Below are 17,091 nucleotides of genomic sequence, written 5' to 3' on the forward strand. Positions count from 1 at the left end.
TAGAGCAATGGATTGAAGCTCCATGTGTCGGCGGTTCGATTCCGTCTCGCGCCATTTCTTTTAATAATAAGCGGGTGTAGTTTAGTGGTAAAACTACAGCCTTCCAAGCTGTTGTCGCGAGTTCGATTCTCGTCACCCGCTTTGAACTTTTGTTCATTTTTACCAAGTTTTTTAACTTGGGCGCGTAGCTCAGGTGGTTAGAGCGCACGCCTGATAAGCGTGAGGTCGGTGGTTCGAGTCCACTCGTGCCCATTTTGGAGAATTACTCAAGAGGCTGAAGAGGACGGTTTGCTAAATCGTTAGGTCGGGTAACCGGCGCGGGGGTTCGAATCCCCCATTCTCCGTATAATTTCCAAGTTTGAGATGTCATCTCAAACTATTTTTTATATTTTTGAAGGTTTTGTCTATGTTCTTGAATCGATTCTTTAAAATTTTTAGTTTTGTGTTTGTTTTAACTGTTTCAGGAATTTTATTTCTTTTTCCATCTGTTAGAACTTCGATTGTTTTAAAATCTTCTGATCTATTATCCATTGTTGATAAGGCAGTATCGGTACCATTTGTTGTTGTGGAATCTAAGGCAAAGGATTTAAAGAATTTATCTGAATTAAATGATGAAAACCGTTCGTTAAAATCACGTCTTTATCAAAAGGATATTGATCAGTCAAAGCTTAGCCGTTTGGAATCAGAAAATAGAGAATTAAAGGATTTGATGTCAATCAAGAATTCTGTATCGGGTTCTAAACAAGTCGTTAGTGAGATTATTGACCGTAATTATGGTTCGTGGGATCAGGAATTTGTTATTGATAAAGGTAGTTCAGATGGAATTTCTGATTCTATGTTTGTTCTTTCATCTAGTAGCGTCATTGGTGTGGTAGAAAGTGTAGAGAAAAATTCTAGTAAAGTGAAATTATTAGTCGAAGATACTATTTCTTCACAACACCTGACGTTTAAAATTGAGAGTCAAGGTCAATCTATTTTTGCTTTATTAAATGGTTATGACGAGAAGACAGGTGAGTTTCGGTTGTTGCAAATTGGAGATCCAGTTGAAATTAAAAAAGGATCTCTGGTTTCAACAAGTGGTTTAGGAAAATATAAGAGTAGTGACTTACCTCTTGGTACAGTGACTTCTACTCAAAAGGCATCTGATCAGTTAGGGCAAGAAATTCGTGTGAAACCAAAGGCTAATTTAGATGTCAATCGTTATGTACTATTGATTGGAGAGTAGTGTGAAAGTCATACGTAAGTACCATTTTTTCCCTTTAATCTTATTCTTATCTTTATTTGTTGACGGGCAGATCTCTTTTCTTATTTCTCGTTTCTTTCCAAACTCCTTTGAACCTACTTCATTTTTATTTTTATATGGTTTTATGTTATTGAGTCTCTATTTCTCTGAGATAGCTAGTATTTGGTGGGGAGTCTTCTTCGGTTTTTGTTTTGATGTGTATTTTTTACACACTCTAGGAATTGCCTTCTTAGTATTGCCTTTACTACAGGTGATTTTTTATCGGTGTAATCAGATTATTTTGGTCAATCGATTGACTCGTTTTTTTACATTTTTATTAACAATTCTATTATTTCAGATTTTAACAAATCTTCTTTTATTTCTTTTTATCGGCATAAAATTTAACTGGATTACACTAATTATTTACCAAATTTTTCCAAGTTTAATTTTGAATGTGCTTCTATTAATAGTATTACAGCCTTTACTTGAAAAGATTTATTTATAAACTCGAAATAAAAATGTAACAATAGCGTAATATAAATTTTAAAAAAATTTGTTATACTAGTTAGTGTCTTATTAGAAAGGGAAAATTTATCTAATGAAGAAAAAATTATTTGCCACAATCTTATTGAGTACAGTTGCTTTATCACAAGGTGCTGTCGTAGCTGGTGTATCAGCTGACTCAACAGATGATAAGATTGCTGCTCAAGATAACAAAATCAATAGTATTAATCAACAACAACAAAGTGCACAAGCTCAGGTAGATCAAATCCAAGGTCAAGTATCTGAAATTAAACAACAACAAGAAAATCTTCAAGCTGAAAATGACCGTTTGAATGAAGAATCTGAACGATTGTCAGCTGAGATCGATGAGTTGTCAAAAAATATTGTAGCTCGTCAAGAATCTCTTGCAAATCAAGCACGTAGTGCTCAAACAACTGGGACTGCAACAAGCTATATTAATGCGATTGTTAGCTCTGGATCTTTGACAGAAGCTATCTCACGTATTTCTGCTATGAATGAAATTGCAGATGCTAACAACAAAATGTTGCAAGAGCAAAAACGTGATAAAGAAGATATTGCACAAAAACAAAAAGAAAACAACGACGCTATCAATACTGTTATTGCAAATAAACAGCAATTAGAAGATGATGCGCAAGCTTTGTCAACTAAAGAAGCTGAGTTGAAAGTGGCACAATTGAATTTGGCAGCTGAAAAATCATCTGCTGAAAACGAAAAGAACGCTTTGTTGCAACAAAAAGCTGAAGCTGAAAAAGCAGCGGCAGCAGCGGCAGCAGCTGAGGCAGCTTACCGTGCAAAACAAAAAGAACAACAAGCAGCTGTAAAAGCTTCTGCTAATACAACTCTTCAAGCACAAGTTCAGGCAGCAGCACAAACACCTGCTGCAACACCAGCGGCTGCACAAACTCAAGCAGCAGCTCAACCTGCTGTTCAAACTCAAGCAGCAGCAGCTCCAGCAGCAACTGTTTCTCGTCCAACTTATAGTACATCTGCATCATCTTATCCAGTTGGTGAATGTACATGGGGTGCGAAGACATTGGCTCCATGGGCTGGCGATTACTGGGGCAACGGTGGTCAATGGGCTGCAAGTGCAGCGGCTGCTGGATTCCGTACAGGATCTCAACCACAAGTTGGTGCTATTGCATGTTGGAATGATGGTGGATATGGACACGTAGCAGTCGTTACAGCTGTTCAATCTACAACAAGTATCCAAGTTTCTGAATCTAACTATAACGGTATCCGTAGTATTGGTAACTACCGTGGTTGGTTTAACCCAACAACAGCTCAAGGTACTGTTACTTATATCTATCCAAACTAAGAATTAAAAAGAAGCAGAACATTTGTTCTGCTTCTTTTTGTGAAAGATTGTCGGTAGAGCTGGATTTTGTATTTTCCATAAATTAATATTTGAATATTTGCTTAAAAAGCGATAAAATGTTTACAGGAGAAATTTGTGCTGACTGTACAATATGGTTTTTAGATTTTACTGGAGGAAATCATGTCATTTTCTGATTTAATGCTCTTTGCTTTGTCGTCAAATCAAGAATTGGCTCAACGTGTGTCTCGCGAAATGGGACTACCGCTTGGAAAGTCAACGGTTCGTCAATTTTCTGATGGAGAAATTCAGGTTAATATTGAAGAATCAATCCGTGGGAAAGATGTTTATATTTTGCAATCCACTAGCTCACCGGTTAATGATAATCTTATGGAAATTTTGATTATGGTAGATGCCTTGAAACGAGCTAGTGCGCAATCTATTAATGTGGTGATGCCGTATTACGGCTATGCTCGTCAAGACCGGAAAGCTCGGGCTCGTGAACCAATCACTTCTAAGTTGGTAGCTAATATGCTTGAGGTTGCTGGAGTTGATCGTCTCTTGACAATTGATTTGCACGCTGCTCAAATTCAAGGCTTCTTTGATATTCCTGTTGACCACTTGATGGGTGCGCCTTTGATCGCCGACTATTTTGAACGTCGTGGGATGATTGGAAAAGACTATGTTGTTGTCAGTCCAGACCATGGTGGTGTGACTCGTGCTCGGAAATTGGCTGAATTTTTGAAGACTCCGATTGCGATTATTGATAAACGCCGGAGTGTCGATAAGATGAATACGAGTGAAGTGATGAATATCATTGGGAGTGTTGAAGGTAAAACTTGTATTTTGATTGATGATATGATTGATACAGCTGGTACAATCTGTCATGCGGCGGATGCCCTTGCTGAAGCAGGAGCTGTAGAGGTTTATGCAAGCTGTACGCACCCAGTTTTATCAGGTCCAGCGATGGACAACATTCAAAAATCAGCCATTAAGAAGTTGGTGGTATTGGATACGATTTATCTACCGGAAGATTGCTTGATTGATAAGATTGAGCAAATTTCGATTGCGAAACTCCTTGCTGAGGCTATTGTTCGCATTCATGAAAATCGTCCTCTTTCACCTCTGTTTGAAATCGGAAATGCCAAAAAATGTTAACAATAAGGAGGCTGAAAAACAGCCTCTTTTGTTTAGGAGGAAATACAAATGGGAATCAGACAATGGTGGCAAGCGCTAAAAAAAGAAAAGAAGCGAAAAGAACTAATTCGAGCGGCTCAAAAACTAGAAAACAAGGTGGATCCAAGTATACCGAAGAAGACTCTACCCAAAAATCGTGCGGTAAAATAGGAAATAATTGGAGTGGAAAAGAAGAGGGAACTGGTAAAATCAGGGAAGTTCTGTCTATTTCATAGAGAAACGATTGAGTAAAAGTGTCCAAAAACCGAAAAATTCTAATAGATGAGTATAATATATCTCTAATTCATAATTTTAGGGATCAAATAGAAAGAAATCTTAATTTTTTTTAAAAAAATTGATAAAAACTCTTGACAACAGAAATATATCCTAGTATACTAGTCATAGTTACGAAGTAACGAATATTTTTAAACTATAAAAGGAGATAAAACAATGAAAAAAGTTTTATTATCATCAGTAGCAGCTCTTGCAGTATTTGCAGCAGCAGCTCCAGCATTCGCAGCAGATACTACAGGACGTCCAGTTTATAAAACTGAAAAAGGTGGAGACACACCTACTTTAAGTGAACTTAAAGGTGAAGCAACTCCAGCCGCACCAGCATCTTCAGCTACAGAAAAACACCCAGGTGCTACTCAAGTTGACCCATCTATCGGCAAAGGTACTCCAGTTGATAAAAAAGGTGATGTTTCTACTGCAAACTACGATGGAAACAAATTTGCTGATACATCTAAAGAATTAACTGCTGTTCCAGCACCTGAATATTTCACTCAAGGTCTTGACCTATGGAATGGTAGCCAACATGGTACTTTCCGTACTGAAGAAGGTGTTCAAACAATCGAAGTTACAAACCCACATGATGGAACTAAATGGTTGGTAGATGTTCAGGTTAAAGCTGGAGCTAACACTCCTAGCGGATTCTACGCTACTGCAATTAGTGGTTCATTGCGTCCAGCATCTTCAGCTGCTAAAGCAGCAGCTAAAGCAGCTGAAGAAAAAGCAGAAGCAGCTAAAGCAGCTAAAGCTGGTAAAGACGGTATGGCTTCATCTGCAAAAGCTGGTGAAAAATCACTTCCAAAAACTAGCGCAGTTAAATAATTTCTAATTAATTAGCTCATAAAAATATCACTGAGTCCTTGGGCTCAGTGTTATTTTTTAGATAAAATCATTTTGAGGAGATCGATTGAATGAAAAGAGCTGGAGAAAAAAAGTCAAATAAATTAGGTTTCGTAATTGCTGCCTTTGCGGCAGTCGTTGTGGTTGTAGTTGGATTCCTATTCTTCAATCCATTTGGTGGAAAGGCCTCTAATACGGCTAAGAAAACTGGAACTTCTGGAAGTAGTTCTTCTACCCAAGCTGTGAAGTATGAACCTAGTCAAGAAGAAAAAGATTACTTAAAGAATCGTTTTGCCCAATTAACTTCTGTGAACCCTGAAGCAATCGCTTATGTCTACGCACCGGGTACTGAATTGGATGAACCTGTTGTACAAACTGGTGATAATGCAACCTACTTAGATAAAACGTTTGATGGTGGTTATCAACCATATTTGGGTACTGTCTTCATGGATACAGATAATAAGAAAGATTTCAGTGACCGTTTGACCTGGTTGTTTGGTCATGCTCGTGGTAGTAAGGTTGGTGATCATCGTATGTTTAACGATGTCAACTACTATGACAAACAAGATTACTTTGATCAACACCCGTATGTTGTCATTGAGACACCTGAGCGCAAGTATTATTATGAAGCTATGTGCTTGGTCATTGTTCCTGAAACAACTGCTTTCTATCGTACTAGCTTTAAGGACGACAAAGACTTTACGACTCAGTTGAAGAAGGTCTATGAAGATGGTCAAACTAAGAATCCAAATATTAAAATCAAAGCATCTGATAAATACTTGGTATTGTCAACTTGTCGCGAAGAGGATGAAACGATTCGTGCAAACCTCTACCTTCGTCAAATTCCTGATTCAGAAATGAAGGATTTTGTGGCAAAACATGCAGATCAATTGACATATGTGGCAACACGTGGTCAACAATAATGACTTGAAAGACTTAGCATTGCTAAGTCTTTTTTGTATGGAAGGATTGTTGAAATGTCCTTTGATAGTGAGCAAAAGATGGGGATCTGGCTTGTTCTTTTGCGATGGGGTCCTATTTATAGTATAATGAATATAAGTGTTTTGGAGGTGTTCTATGGATTTAACGAAACGTTTTAATAAAAATCTGAATCGGATCGAAGTTTCTTTGATTCGTCAGTTCGATCAATCAATTTCTTCCATTCCTGGTGTCTTGCGTTTGACTTTGGGGGAACCGGATTTTACAACTCCTGAACATGTAAAAGAAGCAGGAAAGGCTGCCATTGATGCGAATTTTAGCCATTACACTGGGATGAGTGGTTTGCTGGCTTTGCGTGAGGCTGCGAGTCAGTTTGTGGCGGATAAATATGGTATTCACTATCGTCCTGAAGATGAGATATTGGTGACGATCGGTGCAACTGAAGCCCTATCTGCCACTTTGACAGCAATCTTGGAACCTGGAGATGTAGTGCTACTCCCAGCGCCAGCCTATCCTGGTTATGAACCCATTGTGAATTTGGTTGGGGCGGAGGTTGTCGAAATTGATACGACAGCAGATCGTTTTGTCTTGACTCCTGAAAAGTTGGAAAAAGCGATTCTAGAGCAGGGTGAAAAATTGAAGGCTGTTATTCTCAATTATCCTGCTAATCCAACGGGTGTCACTTATTCGCGTGAGCAGATGGCGGAATTGGCTGCTGTCTTAAAAAAATATGAAGTCTTTGTGATTTGTGATGAAGTCTATTCAGAGCTGACTTATACTGGAGAAGCGCATGTCTCTATGGCATCCTTCATTCCTGAGCAGACTATTGTTATTAATGGTTTGTCTAAGTCTCATGCCATGACAGGCTGGCGACTTGGCTTTATCTTTGCTCCTGCTGCATTGACGGCCCAACTCATCAAGAGTCATCAGTATTTGGTAACGGCTGCTGGAACGATGAACCAGTATGCTGCGATTGAGGCCTTGACTGCTGGTCGGGATGATGCGGAACCAATGAAGAAGGAATATGTGAAGCGTCGGGATTATATTATTGAAAAGATGTCCGCGCTTGGGTTTGAGATGATTAAACCAGATGGAGCCTTTTATATTTTTGCTAAAATCCCAGCTGGTTACAATCAGGATTCCTTTGCTTTCTTACAAGATTTTGCGCGTGAAAAAGCAGTTGCTTTCATTCCTGGTGCTGCTTTTGGTCAATATGGCGAAGGTTATGTGCGTTTGTCGTATGCAGCCAGCATGGAGGTTATCAAGGAAGCTATGAAACGCTTGAAGGAGTATATGGAAGAACATGCTGGAGTCAATTGAGACCCGGGGCATTGTGCTGTATAATCGGGAATTTCGTGAGGATGACAAGCTGGTCAAAATCTTCACGGAGAAGTCAGGGAAGCGGATGTTTTTTGTGAAACATGCGGGGAAATCACGGTTGAATCCCATGTTGCAACCTTTGGTAACGGCAGATATGTTGTTGAAAATCAATGATGATGGGTTGAGTTATATTGATGATTTTCAAGATGTGCAGGTTTATAAGAAAATTAATGCAGATCTTTTTGCCCTTTCTTATGCGACCTATGTTCTGGCGCTTGCGGATGCAAGTATTCAGGATAATCAGGTGGATCCAGCCCTGTTTGCTTTTTTGGAAAAGACCTTGTCTTTGATGGAAGAGGGACTGGATTATGAGGTTTTGACCAATATTTTTGAGATTCAGATTCTATCACGATTTGGAGTTATCTTGAATCTGCATGAATGCTGTTTCTGTCATCGGGTTGGACTTCCTTTTGATTACTCTTTTCGGTATAGTGGGGTTCTTTGTCCGGATCACTATGATCAGGATGAGAGACGCGCTCACTGGCATCCAAATGCTCTCTATTTATTGGATCAGTTTCAAGCAGTACGATTCAGTGGGTTAGAGTCGATTTCCCTACAAGCGGAGATGAAAGCAGCTCTACGTCAGGCAATCGATCAGTTGTATGAGGAGTATGTAGGGATCCATTTAAAAGCTAAAAAGTTTATCGATTCCTTGAGTGATTGGGGAGCGATTATGAAAGATTCATCTGGAGGTGAAACATGAAAAAAATTGCAGTAGATGCAATGGGGGGCGATAATGCACCTCAAGCCTTGGTTGAAGGCGTGAATCAAGCCATTCGTGATTTTGATGATATTGAGATTGTCTTATATGGCGATGAGGCAAAAATCAAAGACTATTTAACCGCAACAGAACGTGTATCGATTGTGCATACGGAAGAAAAAATCGATTCAGATGATGAGCCAACGCGGGCCATTCGTCGGAAAAAACAGGCTTCGATGGTCTTAGCTGCCAAGGATGTGAAGGATGGTAAGGTCGATGCCATGCTATCTGCGGGAAATACAGGTGCGCTATTGGCGGCTGGTTTCTTTATCGTTGGCCGCATCAAAGGGGTGGAACGACCTGGCTTGATGTCGACACTTCCAACGGTTGATGGTCGTGGGTATGACATGTTAGATTTGGGTGCTAATGCGGAAAATACACCGGAACACTTGCATCAGTATGCTGTGATGGGGTCTTACTACGCGGAAAATGTTCGTGGGATTCAAAAACCACGCGTGGGTCTATTGAATAATGGGACAGAAGCTAGTAAGGGAGATCCTTTGCGCAAGGAAACTTACCAATTGTTATCTGAGGATGAGTCGATTCATTTTGTTGGAAACGTGGAAGCGCGTGACTTGATGGATGGCGTTGCTGATGTCGTTGTGGCGGATGGTTTCACGGGAAACGCTGTCTTGAAAACGATGGAAGGAACGGCTTTTGGAATCTTGAAGCAATTGAAACAAGCGATTGCCACTGGAAACTGGAAGGCGAAATTGGGAGCTTTTCTGCTCAAGGACCGTTTGAAATCATTGAAGCAAACCTTGGATTTCTCAGATGTTGGAGGAGCGGTCTTGTTTGGCCTTCAAGCACCTGTTGTTAAAACGCATGGTTCGAGTGATGCCAAAGCTGTCTATAGCACGATTCGTCAGATTCGGACCATGTTAGAGACAGATGTTGTTGGAAAATCAGTGAAGGAATTATCGAAGGAAGGGTAATGTATGAGTAAACAAAACGAAATTTTAGCTACTATTGAGGAATTTCTCAAAGATCGCAAGGGACCAGACTTTCAAGTATCTTTGGAATCTGACTTACGTAAGGATTTACAGGCGGATTCTGTTGAATTGATGGAATTTATTATCAATCTTGAGGATGAATACCAAATTGAGATTCCGGACAAGGCTATTGATGAATTTAACACAGTAGGGGATGTTGTCGACTATATCGAAAAACGAACTGCTGGTCACTAATGAAAAAGGGATCGTTCAGAGATTATTCTGGATGATCTTTTTTTCTGTCCTTTTTATTCGGATTCTGCTTATATTGTACGGAATTTTATTGAAAATACACTTTGTATGTGATAGAATGAAGGTGATAAAATACGAAAGGCGAACAAAGTCATGACCAATCAACTGATTTATACTGGAAAAGCTAAGGATATCTATACTACTGAGGACGAACATGTGATTAAGTCGGTCTATAAGGACCAGGCAACCATGCTAAATGGGGCTCGTAAGGAGACTATTAAGGGAAAAGGTGTGCTAAATAATCAGATTTCGTCTCTTATTTTTGAAAAATTGAATGCTGCGGGAGTAGCTACTCACTTTATCGAACGTATTTCTGATACTGAACAACTCAACAAGAAAGTGAAAATTATTCCTTTGGAGGTTGTTCTTCGTAACGTGACGGCGGGTTCTTTCTCTAAACGGTTTGGCGTGGAAGAAGGTTTGGACTTGAAAACTCCAATTGTTGAATTTTACTATAAAAACGATGAGTTGGATGACCCATTCATCAATGATGAGCATGTGAAGTTTTTGGATATTGCTAATGATGAGCAAATTGCCTATATCAAGGAAGAAACACGTCGTATCAATGAATTGCTGAAAGATTGGTTTGCACAAATTGGTCTTCGCTTGATTGACTTCAAATTGGAATTTGGTTTTGATAAGGATGGCAAGATCATCTTGGCAGATGAATTCTCTCCAGATAACTGCCGCCTTTGGGATGCTGAAGGGCACCATATGGACAAGGATGTTTTTCGTAGAGATTTGGGCAGTTTAACGGATGTATATCAGGTTGTGTTGGAGAAATTACAGGGCTTGAAGTAATCTTTTTGAAACGGAAAACCTTCGTCTTTCAAGTAAAAGGACTCAGGCTGAAAAGGTCTACTAGACCTTTTCACTCCGTCGTGACCTTGGTAGCTTGACAGATGTTTATGAAGTTGTATTAGAAAAATTGCAAGGATTGAAGTAGCCTTTTACAAATAGAATACTTGGTCTTCACTACAATCTTTAAGTAGAAATAGATAAAGGAAATAAAATGGATAAACGTATTTTCGTTGAGAAAAAAGCTGATTTTCGTGTGAAATCGGACTCTTTAGTAAAAGAATTACAGCATAATCTTCAGTTGAAAACCTTGAAGGATCTTCGGATTGTTCAGGTTTACGATGTTTTTGGTTTGGCAGAGGACTTGTTTGCGCGTGCGGAAAAACACATCTTCTCTGAGCAAGTGACCGATACTGTTTTGGATGAAGCTGCGGTTAAGGCTGATCTTGAGAAGCATGCTTTCTTTGCGATCGAAAGTTTGCCTGGTCAATTTGACCAACGTGCGGCATCTTCACAAGAAGCTTTGCTTTTGCTTGGTAGTTCAAATGATGTAACGGTGAACACAGCGCAACTGTACTTAGTTAACAAGGATATTGATGCGAATGAGTTGGAAGCTGTCAAAAACTACCTCTTGAACCCAGTGGATTCTCGTTTCAAAGACATCACTGTTGGCATTGCGAAACAGGATTTCTCTGAGTCTGACAAGACCATTCCAAGTTTGAATTTCTTTGAAACTTATACGGCAGAAGATTTTGCACAGTATAAGGCTGAGCAAGGATTGGCCATGGAAGTGGATGACCTTCTTTTCATTCAAGATTACTTCAAGTCTATTGGACGTGTGCCAACTGAGACTGAGTTGAAGGTGTTGGATACTTACTGGTCTGACCACTGCCGTCACACGACTTTCGAGACTGAGTTGAAAAACATCGATTTCTCAGCTTCTAAATTTGAAAAACAATTGCAAGCGACTTATGACAAGTATATTGCCATGCGTGATGAGTTGGGACGTACAGAAAAACCTCAAACCTTGATGGATATGGCGACTATTTTTGGCCGTTATGAGCGTGCTAATGGTCGTTTGGATGACATGGAAGTGTCTGATGAAATCAATGCCTGCTCAGTTGAAATTGAAGTGGATGTCAATGGTGTCAAAGAACCATGGCTTCTTATGTTCAAGAATGAAACACACAACCACCCAACGGAGATTGAACCATTTGGTGGTGCGGCTACTTGTATCGGTGGTGCCATTCGTGACCCATTGTCAGGTCGTTCCTACGTTTACCAAGCTATGCGTATCTCAGGTGCTGGTGATATTACAGCTCCAATTTCAGCGACTCGCGCTGGTAAATTGCCACAACAAGTGATTTCTAAAACAGCGGCTCATGGTTATTCTTCATATGGTAACCAAATTGGTCTTGCGACAACTTATGTCCGTGAATACTTCCACCCAGGTTTCGTTGCTAAGCGTATGGAGCTAGGTGCTGTTGTCGGTGCGGCTCCTAAGGAAAATGTGGTCCGTGAAAAACCTGAAGCTGGTGATGTGATTATCTTGCTCGGTGGTAAGACTGGACGTGACGGTGTCGGTGGTGCGACAGGTTCTTCTAAAGTTCAAACGGTTGAATCTGTTGAAACAGCTGGTGCTGAAGTTCAAAAAGGGAATGCCATCGAAGAACGTAAGATTCAACGTCTTTTCCGTAATGGGGAAGTGACCCGTCTGATCAAGAAATCAAATGACTTTGGTGCCGGTGGTGTCTGTGTGGCGATCGGTGAATTGGCAGATGGTCTTGAAATTGATCTAGACAAAGTGCCATTGAAATACCAAGGTTTGAACGGTACAGAAATTGCTATCTCAGAATCTCAAGAACGGATGGCTGTAGTGGTTCGTCCAGAAGATGTAGATGCCTTCGTCGCAGCATGTAACAAAGAAAATATTGATGCTGTTGTCGTTGCAACAGTAACTGAAAAACCAAATCTTGTCATGCACTGGAATGGTGAAACCATCGTTGATTTGGAACGTCGTTTCCTTGATACAAACGGTGTACGTGTGGTTGTAGATGCTAAGGTGGTTGACAAGGATGTCAAGCTTCCAGAAGAACGTAAAACATCTGCTGAAACACTTGAAGCGGATACTCTTGAAGTCTTGGCTGATCTGAACCATGCCAGTCAAAAAGGGTTACAAACCATCTTTGATAGCTCAGTTGGTCGTTCAACAGTCAATCACCCACTTGGTGGTCGCTACCAAATCACACCAACGGAAGCTTCTGTACAGAAATTGCCAGTCCAACATGGTGTAACTCATACTGCATCAGTAATGGCACAAGGATTCAACCCTTATGTAGCAGAATGGTCTCCATATCATGGTGCTGCTTATGCGGTCATCGAAGCAACAGCTCGTTTAGTAGCTGCTGGTGCAAACTGGTCTAAGGCTCGTTTCTCTTACCAAGAATATTTCGAGCGTATGGATAAACAAGCAGAGCGTTTTGGTCAACCAGTAGCTGCTCTTCTTGGATCCATCGAAGCTCAGATTCAACTTGGTTTGCCATCTATCGGTGGGAAGGACTCTATGTCTGGTACCTTTGAAGAATTAACAGTACCACCAACCTTGGTTGCTTTTGGGGTGACAACAGCAGATAGTCGTAAAGTTCTTTCTCCAGAATTTAAAACTGCTGGTGAAAATATTTACTATATTCCAGGTCAAGCTTTAGCACAAGAAATCGACTTCGATCTCATCAAGTCTAACTTTGCTCAATTTGAAGCCATCCAAGCTAATCATAAAGTCACATCTGCATCAGCTGTCAAATATGGAGGTGTCCTTGAAGCTCTTGCACTTGCAACATTTGGGAACCATATTGGTGCTAACGTCGAATTAGCTGACCTTGACACTAGCTTGACAGCTCAATTGGGTGGATTCATCTTCACATCGCCTGAAGAAATTGCAGGTGTTGCCAAAATTGGAGAAACAGTAGCTGACTTTACACTTACTGTCAATGGTGTAACGCTTGATGGACACAAACTTGACAGTGCCTTCCAAGGTAAATTGGAAGAGGTTTACCCAACGGAATTTGCACAGGCAACTGAGTTGGAAGAAGTACCTGCTGTAGCATCAGATGCTGTGATCAAAGCTAAAGAAACAGTTGATACACCAGTGGTTTACATCCCAGTATTCCCAGGTACTAACTCTGAGTACGATTCAGCTAAGGCCTTTGAAAAAGAAGGTGCAAAAGTCAACTTGGTACCATTTGTCACACTGAATGAAGAAGCGATTGTCAAGTCTGTTGACACCATGGTTGACAACATTGAAAAAGCCAACATTATCTTCTTTGCAGGTGGCTTCTCAGCAGCCGATGAACCAGATGGATCAGCTAAATTTATCGTGAACATCTTGCTCAATGAAAAAGTACGTGCAGCTATCGATCACTTCATCGAACGTGGTGGTTTGATCATCGGTATCTGTAATGGATTCCAAGCTCTTGTTAAATCAGGTCTTCTTCCATACGGTAACTTTGAAGATGCAAGCAGCACGAGTCCAACCCTCTTCTACAATGATGCCAACCAACACGTGGCTAAGATGGTGGAAACACGGATTGCCAACACCAACTCACCATGGCTTGCCGGAGTAAAAGTTGGTGACATCCATGCCATCCCAGTATCACACGGTGAAGGTAAATTTGTCGTGACAGCTGAGGAATTTGCAGAGCTTCGTGACAATGGTCAAATCTTTACCCAATATGTTGACTTCGAAGGTAAACCAAGCATGGATTCAAAATACAATCCTAATGGATCTGTCAATGCGATTGAAGGTATCACCAGCAAGAACGGTCAAATTATTGGTAAGATGGGACACTCAGAACGTTTCGAAGACGGACTCTTCCAAAATATTCCAGGAAATAAAGACCAACATCTCTTTGCATCAGCAGTTCAATACTTTACTGGAAAATAAAAGGTATACAAAATGACATACGAAGTTAAATCTCTTAATGAAGAATGTGGTATTTTTGGGATCTGGGGACACCCAGATGCTGCAAAACTGACTTATTTCGGATTACACAGTCTTCAACACCGTGGTCAAGAAGGGGCAGGGATCCTTTCAAATGATGCGGGTCAACTAAAACGGTATCGTGACACGGGGCTTCTCTCAGAAGTATTTCGAAATCCTGCTAACTTGGATAAGTTGACGGGGACGGGAGCGATTGGCCATGTTCGCTATGCGACAGCTGGGGAAGCTTCGGTGGATAACATCCAGCCCTTCCTCTTTCGCTTTCATGATACCCAGTTTGGACTGGCTCACAACGGGAATTTGACCAATGCCAAGTCCCTCAAACGGGAGTTGGAAAATAACGGGGCGATCTTTAGCTCAACTTCTGACTCAGAAATTTTGGCCCACTTGATTCGTCGGAGCCACAACCCTTCTTTCATGGGTAAGGTGAAAGAAGCCCTGAATACGGTGAAAGGTGGATTTGCTTACCTTCTCATGCTGGAAGATAAGCTGATTGCGGCCTTGGATCCAAATGGTTTCCGTCCTCTTTCGATTGGGAAAATGGCCAACGGAGCTATCGTGGTTTCATCTGAAACCTGTGCCTTTGAAGTGGTTGGAGCAGAGTGGATTCGGGATGTAAATCCGGGTGAAGTCGTGATCATCGATGATAACGGCATCACTTACGATAACTATACAACGGACACCCAATTGGCTGTTTGCTCAATGGAGTATATCTACTTTGCTCGCCCAGACTCCAATATCCAAGGGGTCAATGTCCATACAGCCCGTAAACGTATGGGGGCTCAATTGGCACGTGAATTCAAACATGAAGCAGATATTGTGGTCGGTGTACCTAATTCATCACTTAGCGCAGCCATGGGATTTGCGGAAGAATCTGGCCTACCAAATGAAATGGGCTTGATTAAAAACCAATATACCCAACGGACCTTTATTCAACCAACACAAGAACTACGGGAGCAAGGGGTTCGGATGAAGCTCTCTGCCGTATCCGGTGTCGTGAAAGGCAAACGGGTTGTCATGATTGATGATTCTATCGTACGTGGGACAACATCACGTCGAATTGTGAAGTTATTGAAAGAAGCAGGAGCTACAGAGGTCCACGTAGCAATCGGTAGCCCAGCCCTTGCCTACCCATGTTTCTACGGGATCGATATTCAAACACGTAAGGAATTGATTGCTGCCAATCACACAGTAGAGGAAACACGCGATATCATTGGTGCAGATAGCTTGACGTATTTGTCAATCGATGGCTTGATTGATTCTATTGGAATTGATACAGATGCTCCAAATGGCGGTCTTTGTGTAGCTTACTTTGATGGAAAATATCCAACGCCTTTGTATGACTACGAAGAACGCTATGTGGAAAGTTTGAAAGAACATACTTCTTTCTATTAAGAGCAGTGCAAAAGAAAAGGAATGAAACAAATGACAAATAAAAATGCTTATGCACAGTCTGGTGTGGATGTTGAAGCAGGTTATGAAGTTGTTGAACGGATCAAAAAACACGTTGCTCGTACGGAACGTGCGGGTGTCATGGGAGCTCTTGGTGGTTTTGGTGGCATGTTTGACCTTTCAAAAACAGGTGTCAAAGAGCCCGTTTTGATCTCAGGTACAGATGGTGTCGGTACTAAGCTGATGCTTGCCATCAAGTACGACAAACACGATACCATCGGTCAAGATTGTGTCGCTATGTGTGTTAACGATATCATCGCTGCAGGTGCGGAGCCCCTTTACTTCCTTGACTATATCGCAACTGGTAAAAATGAACCTGCTAAATTAGAGCAAGTCGTTGCTGGTGTTGCAGAAGGTTGTGTGCAGGCTGGTGCAGCCCTTATCGGTGGGGAAACAGCTGAAATGCCTGGCATGTATGGTGAAGATGACTATGATTTGGCTGGGTTTGCTGTCGGTGTTGCAGAAAAATCTCAAATCATCGACGGTTCAAAAGTAGCTAAAGGGGATGTGATTCTTGGACTTGCTTCAAGCGGAATCCACTCAAATGGTTACTCACTTGTTCGTCGTGTCTTTGCAGATTACACAGGTGAAGAAGTTCTCCCAGAATTGGAAGGGAAGAAACTTAAAGACGTTCTTTTGGAACCAACTCGTATCTACGTCAAAGCAGCTTTGCCACTCATCAAAGAAGAATTGGTGAATGGGATTGCTCACATCACAGGTGGTGGTTTCATCGAAAATGTACCACGTATGTTCTCAGATGACTTGGCTGCTGAAATTGATGAAAGCAAAGTGCCAGTTCTTCCAATTTTCAAAGCCCTTGAAAAATATGGCCAAATCAAACATGAAGAAATGTTTGAAATCTTCAACATGGGAATTGGTCTCATGCTTGCAGTGAAACCAGAAAATGTGGAACGTGTCAAAGAACTTCTTGACGAACCTGTTTATGAAATTGGTCGGATTGTGAAGAAAGATGGCGCAAGTGTGGTGATTAAATAATGGTGATATCACCATTTTATACGGAGAAATTGTAGAAAGGAGTGTTTAGTTAGCTAGCCTAACTGAACACGGGACTCATTTTCTAGGAAAAAAGAGAAATCATTTTGTGTGCAAGCACCCAGCAATGATTTCCTATTTTTCTACGAAACTGTTCGGCTA

15 protein-coding genes and 3 tRNA genes are annotated in these 17,091 nt (G+C 41.0%); all 18 read left to right on the forward strand.

Annotated features, from left to right (window positions below; all coding sequences use genetic code 11):
• The first annotated feature begins 70 nt into the window (after positions 1–70).
• The 18 genes from LIZ08_RS05815 to purM all read left to right on the forward strand — a co-directional run bounded on the left by LIZ08_RS05815 (position 71) and on the right by purM (position 16,932).
• Positions 71–141, forward strand: a tRNA-Gly gene (locus tag LIZ08_RS05815).
• Between the two features lie 37 nt (positions 142–178).
• Positions 179–252 (forward strand) — tRNA-Ile (locus tag LIZ08_RS05820).
• Positions 253–256: 4 nt separating this feature from the next.
• Positions 257–344, forward strand: a tRNA-Ser gene (locus LIZ08_RS05825).
• A gap of 62 nt (positions 345–406) precedes the next feature.
• Entirely contained in the window at positions 407–1,225 is an 819-nt protein-coding gene (gene mreC / locus LIZ08_RS05830) for a rod shape-determining protein MreC (RefSeq protein ID WP_227038460.1), read from the forward strand.
• Position 1,226: 1 nt separating this feature from the next.
• Positions 1,227–1,727: a rod shape-determining protein MreD gene (gene mreD, locus LIZ08_RS05835; protein WP_227038461.1), complete on the forward strand. Its 501-nt coding sequence runs from the start codon at positions 1,227–1,229 to the stop codon at positions 1,725–1,727.
• A gap of 93 nt (positions 1,728–1,820) precedes the next feature.
• Positions 1,821–3,062 (forward strand): peptidoglycan hydrolase PcsB, encoded by a 1,242-nt coding sequence (gene pcsB / locus LIZ08_RS05840; RefSeq protein WP_227038462.1) that lies wholly within the window; start codon positions 1,821–1,823, stop codon positions 3,060–3,062.
• A 180-nt stretch (positions 3,063–3,242) separates the two neighbouring features.
• The gene (locus tag LIZ08_RS05845) at positions 3,243–4,217 is read left to right on the forward strand and encodes a ribose-phosphate diphosphokinase (protein ID WP_227038463.1); all 975 of its coding nucleotides are present in this window, start codon (positions 3,243–3,245) and stop codon (positions 4,215–4,217) included.
• Between the two features lie 48 nt (positions 4,218–4,265).
• A complete protein-coding gene (locus LIZ08_RS05850) occupies positions 4,266–4,406 on the forward strand; it encodes a hypothetical protein (protein ID WP_176745968.1) in 141 nt (46 codons plus the stop codon).
• A gap of 279 nt (positions 4,407–4,685) precedes the next feature.
• Positions 4,686–5,348 (forward strand): LPKTxAVK-anchored surface protein, encoded by a 663-nt coding sequence (locus LIZ08_RS05855; protein WP_227038464.1) that lies wholly within the window; start codon positions 4,686–4,688, stop codon positions 5,346–5,348.
• A gap of 89 nt (positions 5,349–5,437) precedes the next feature.
• Positions 5,438–6,289, forward strand: a complete 852-nt coding sequence (srtB, locus tag LIZ08_RS05860) for a class B sortase, LPKTxAVK-specific (protein WP_070590596.1) — start codon at positions 5,438–5,440, stop codon at positions 6,287–6,289.
• A 154-nt stretch (positions 6,290–6,443) separates the two neighbouring features.
• Positions 6,444–7,625, forward strand: a complete 1,182-nt coding sequence (locus tag LIZ08_RS05865; protein WP_227038465.1) for a pyridoxal phosphate-dependent aminotransferase — start codon at positions 6,444–6,446, stop codon at positions 7,623–7,625.
• Positions 7,609–8,388: a DNA repair protein RecO gene (gene recO, locus LIZ08_RS05870; protein ID WP_227038466.1), complete on the forward strand. Its 780-nt coding sequence runs from the start codon at positions 7,609–7,611 to the stop codon at positions 8,386–8,388. The genes LIZ08_RS05865 and recO overlap by 17 nt, the downstream gene beginning before the upstream one ends.
• Positions 8,385–9,380 (forward strand): phosphate acyltransferase PlsX, encoded by a 996-nt coding sequence (gene plsX / locus LIZ08_RS05875; protein ID WP_049473290.1) that lies wholly within the window; start codon positions 8,385–8,387, stop codon positions 9,378–9,380. The genes recO and plsX overlap by 4 nt, the downstream gene beginning before the upstream one ends.
• 3 nt (positions 9,381–9,383) lie before the next feature.
• On the forward strand, positions 9,384–9,632 hold the full coding sequence (locus LIZ08_RS05880) for an acyl carrier protein (protein WP_024054589.1): 249 nt from the start codon (positions 9,384–9,386) through the stop codon (positions 9,630–9,632).
• A 150-nt stretch (positions 9,633–9,782) separates the two neighbouring features.
• On the forward strand, positions 9,783–10,490 hold the full coding sequence (gene purC / locus LIZ08_RS05885) for a phosphoribosylaminoimidazolesuccinocarboxamide synthase (protein ID WP_049475212.1): 708 nt from the start codon (positions 9,783–9,785) through the stop codon (positions 10,488–10,490).
• A gap of 211 nt (positions 10,491–10,701) precedes the next feature.
• Positions 10,702–14,427 carry a phosphoribosylformylglycinamidine synthase gene (locus LIZ08_RS05890; RefSeq protein ID WP_227038467.1) on the forward strand — a complete coding sequence of 1,242 codons (3,726 nt, stop codon included), beginning with the start codon at positions 10,702–10,704 and terminating at the stop codon, positions 14,425–14,427.
• Positions 14,428–14,439: 12 nt separating this feature from the next.
• The gene (gene purF / locus LIZ08_RS05895; RefSeq protein ID WP_003009289.1) at positions 14,440–15,879 is read left to right on the forward strand and encodes an amidophosphoribosyltransferase; all 1,440 of its coding nucleotides are present in this window, start codon (positions 14,440–14,442) and stop codon (positions 15,877–15,879) included.
• A 30-nt stretch (positions 15,880–15,909) separates the two neighbouring features.
• Entirely contained in the window at positions 15,910–16,932 is a 1,023-nt protein-coding gene (gene purM, locus LIZ08_RS05900; protein WP_023920029.1) for a phosphoribosylformylglycinamidine cyclo-ligase, read from the forward strand.
• Positions 16,933–17,091: the final 159 nt, after the last annotated feature.

Origin of the sequence: Streptococcus sp. 210928-DFI.4.42, from assembly GCF_020554365.1 — a bacterium.
In the GTDB taxonomy this organism is placed as follows: Bacteria; Bacillota; Bacilli; order Lactobacillales; family Streptococcaceae; genus Streptococcus; species Streptococcus parasanguinis_S.

Coding starts and splice junctions, on each gene's coding strand:
- recO (WP_227038466.1), top strand. CDS start 7,609: ATGCTGGAGTCAATTGAGACCCGGGGCATTGTGCTGTATAATCGGGAA.
- LIZ08_RS05845 (WP_227038463.1), top strand. CDS start 3,243: ATGTCATTTTCTGATTTAATGCTCTTTGCTTTGTCGTCAAATCAAGAA.
- srtB (WP_070590596.1), top strand. CDS start 5,438: ATGAAAAGAGCTGGAGAAAAAAAGTCAAATAAATTAGGTTTCGTAATT.
- LIZ08_RS05850 (WP_176745968.1), top strand. CDS start 4,266: ATGGGAATCAGACAATGGTGGCAAGCGCTAAAAAAAGAAAAGAAGCGA.
- purC (WP_049475212.1), top strand. CDS start 9,783: ATGACCAATCAACTGATTTATACTGGAAAAGCTAAGGATATCTATACT.
- LIZ08_RS05890 (WP_227038467.1), top strand. CDS start 10,702: ATGGATAAACGTATTTTCGTTGAGAAAAAAGCTGATTTTCGTGTGAAA.
- purM (WP_023920029.1), top strand. CDS start 15,910: ATGACAAATAAAAATGCTTATGCACAGTCTGGTGTGGATGTTGAAGCA.
- LIZ08_RS05880 (WP_024054589.1), top strand. CDS start 9,384: ATGAGTAAACAAAACGAAATTTTAGCTACTATTGAGGAATTTCTCAAA.
- LIZ08_RS05865 (WP_227038465.1), top strand. CDS start 6,444: ATGGATTTAACGAAACGTTTTAATAAAAATCTGAATCGGATCGAAGTT.
- mreC (WP_227038460.1), top strand. CDS start 407: ATGTTCTTGAATCGATTCTTTAAAATTTTTAGTTTTGTGTTTGTTTTA.
- pcsB (WP_227038462.1), top strand. CDS start 1,821: ATGAAGAAAAAATTATTTGCCACAATCTTATTGAGTACAGTTGCTTTA.
- LIZ08_RS05855 (WP_227038464.1), top strand. CDS start 4,686: ATGAAAAAAGTTTTATTATCATCAGTAGCAGCTCTTGCAGTATTTGCA.
- plsX (WP_049473290.1), top strand. CDS start 8,385: ATGAAAAAAATTGCAGTAGATGCAATGGGGGGCGATAATGCACCTCAA.
- purF (WP_003009289.1), top strand. CDS start 14,440: ATGACATACGAAGTTAAATCTCTTAATGAAGAATGTGGTATTTTTGGG.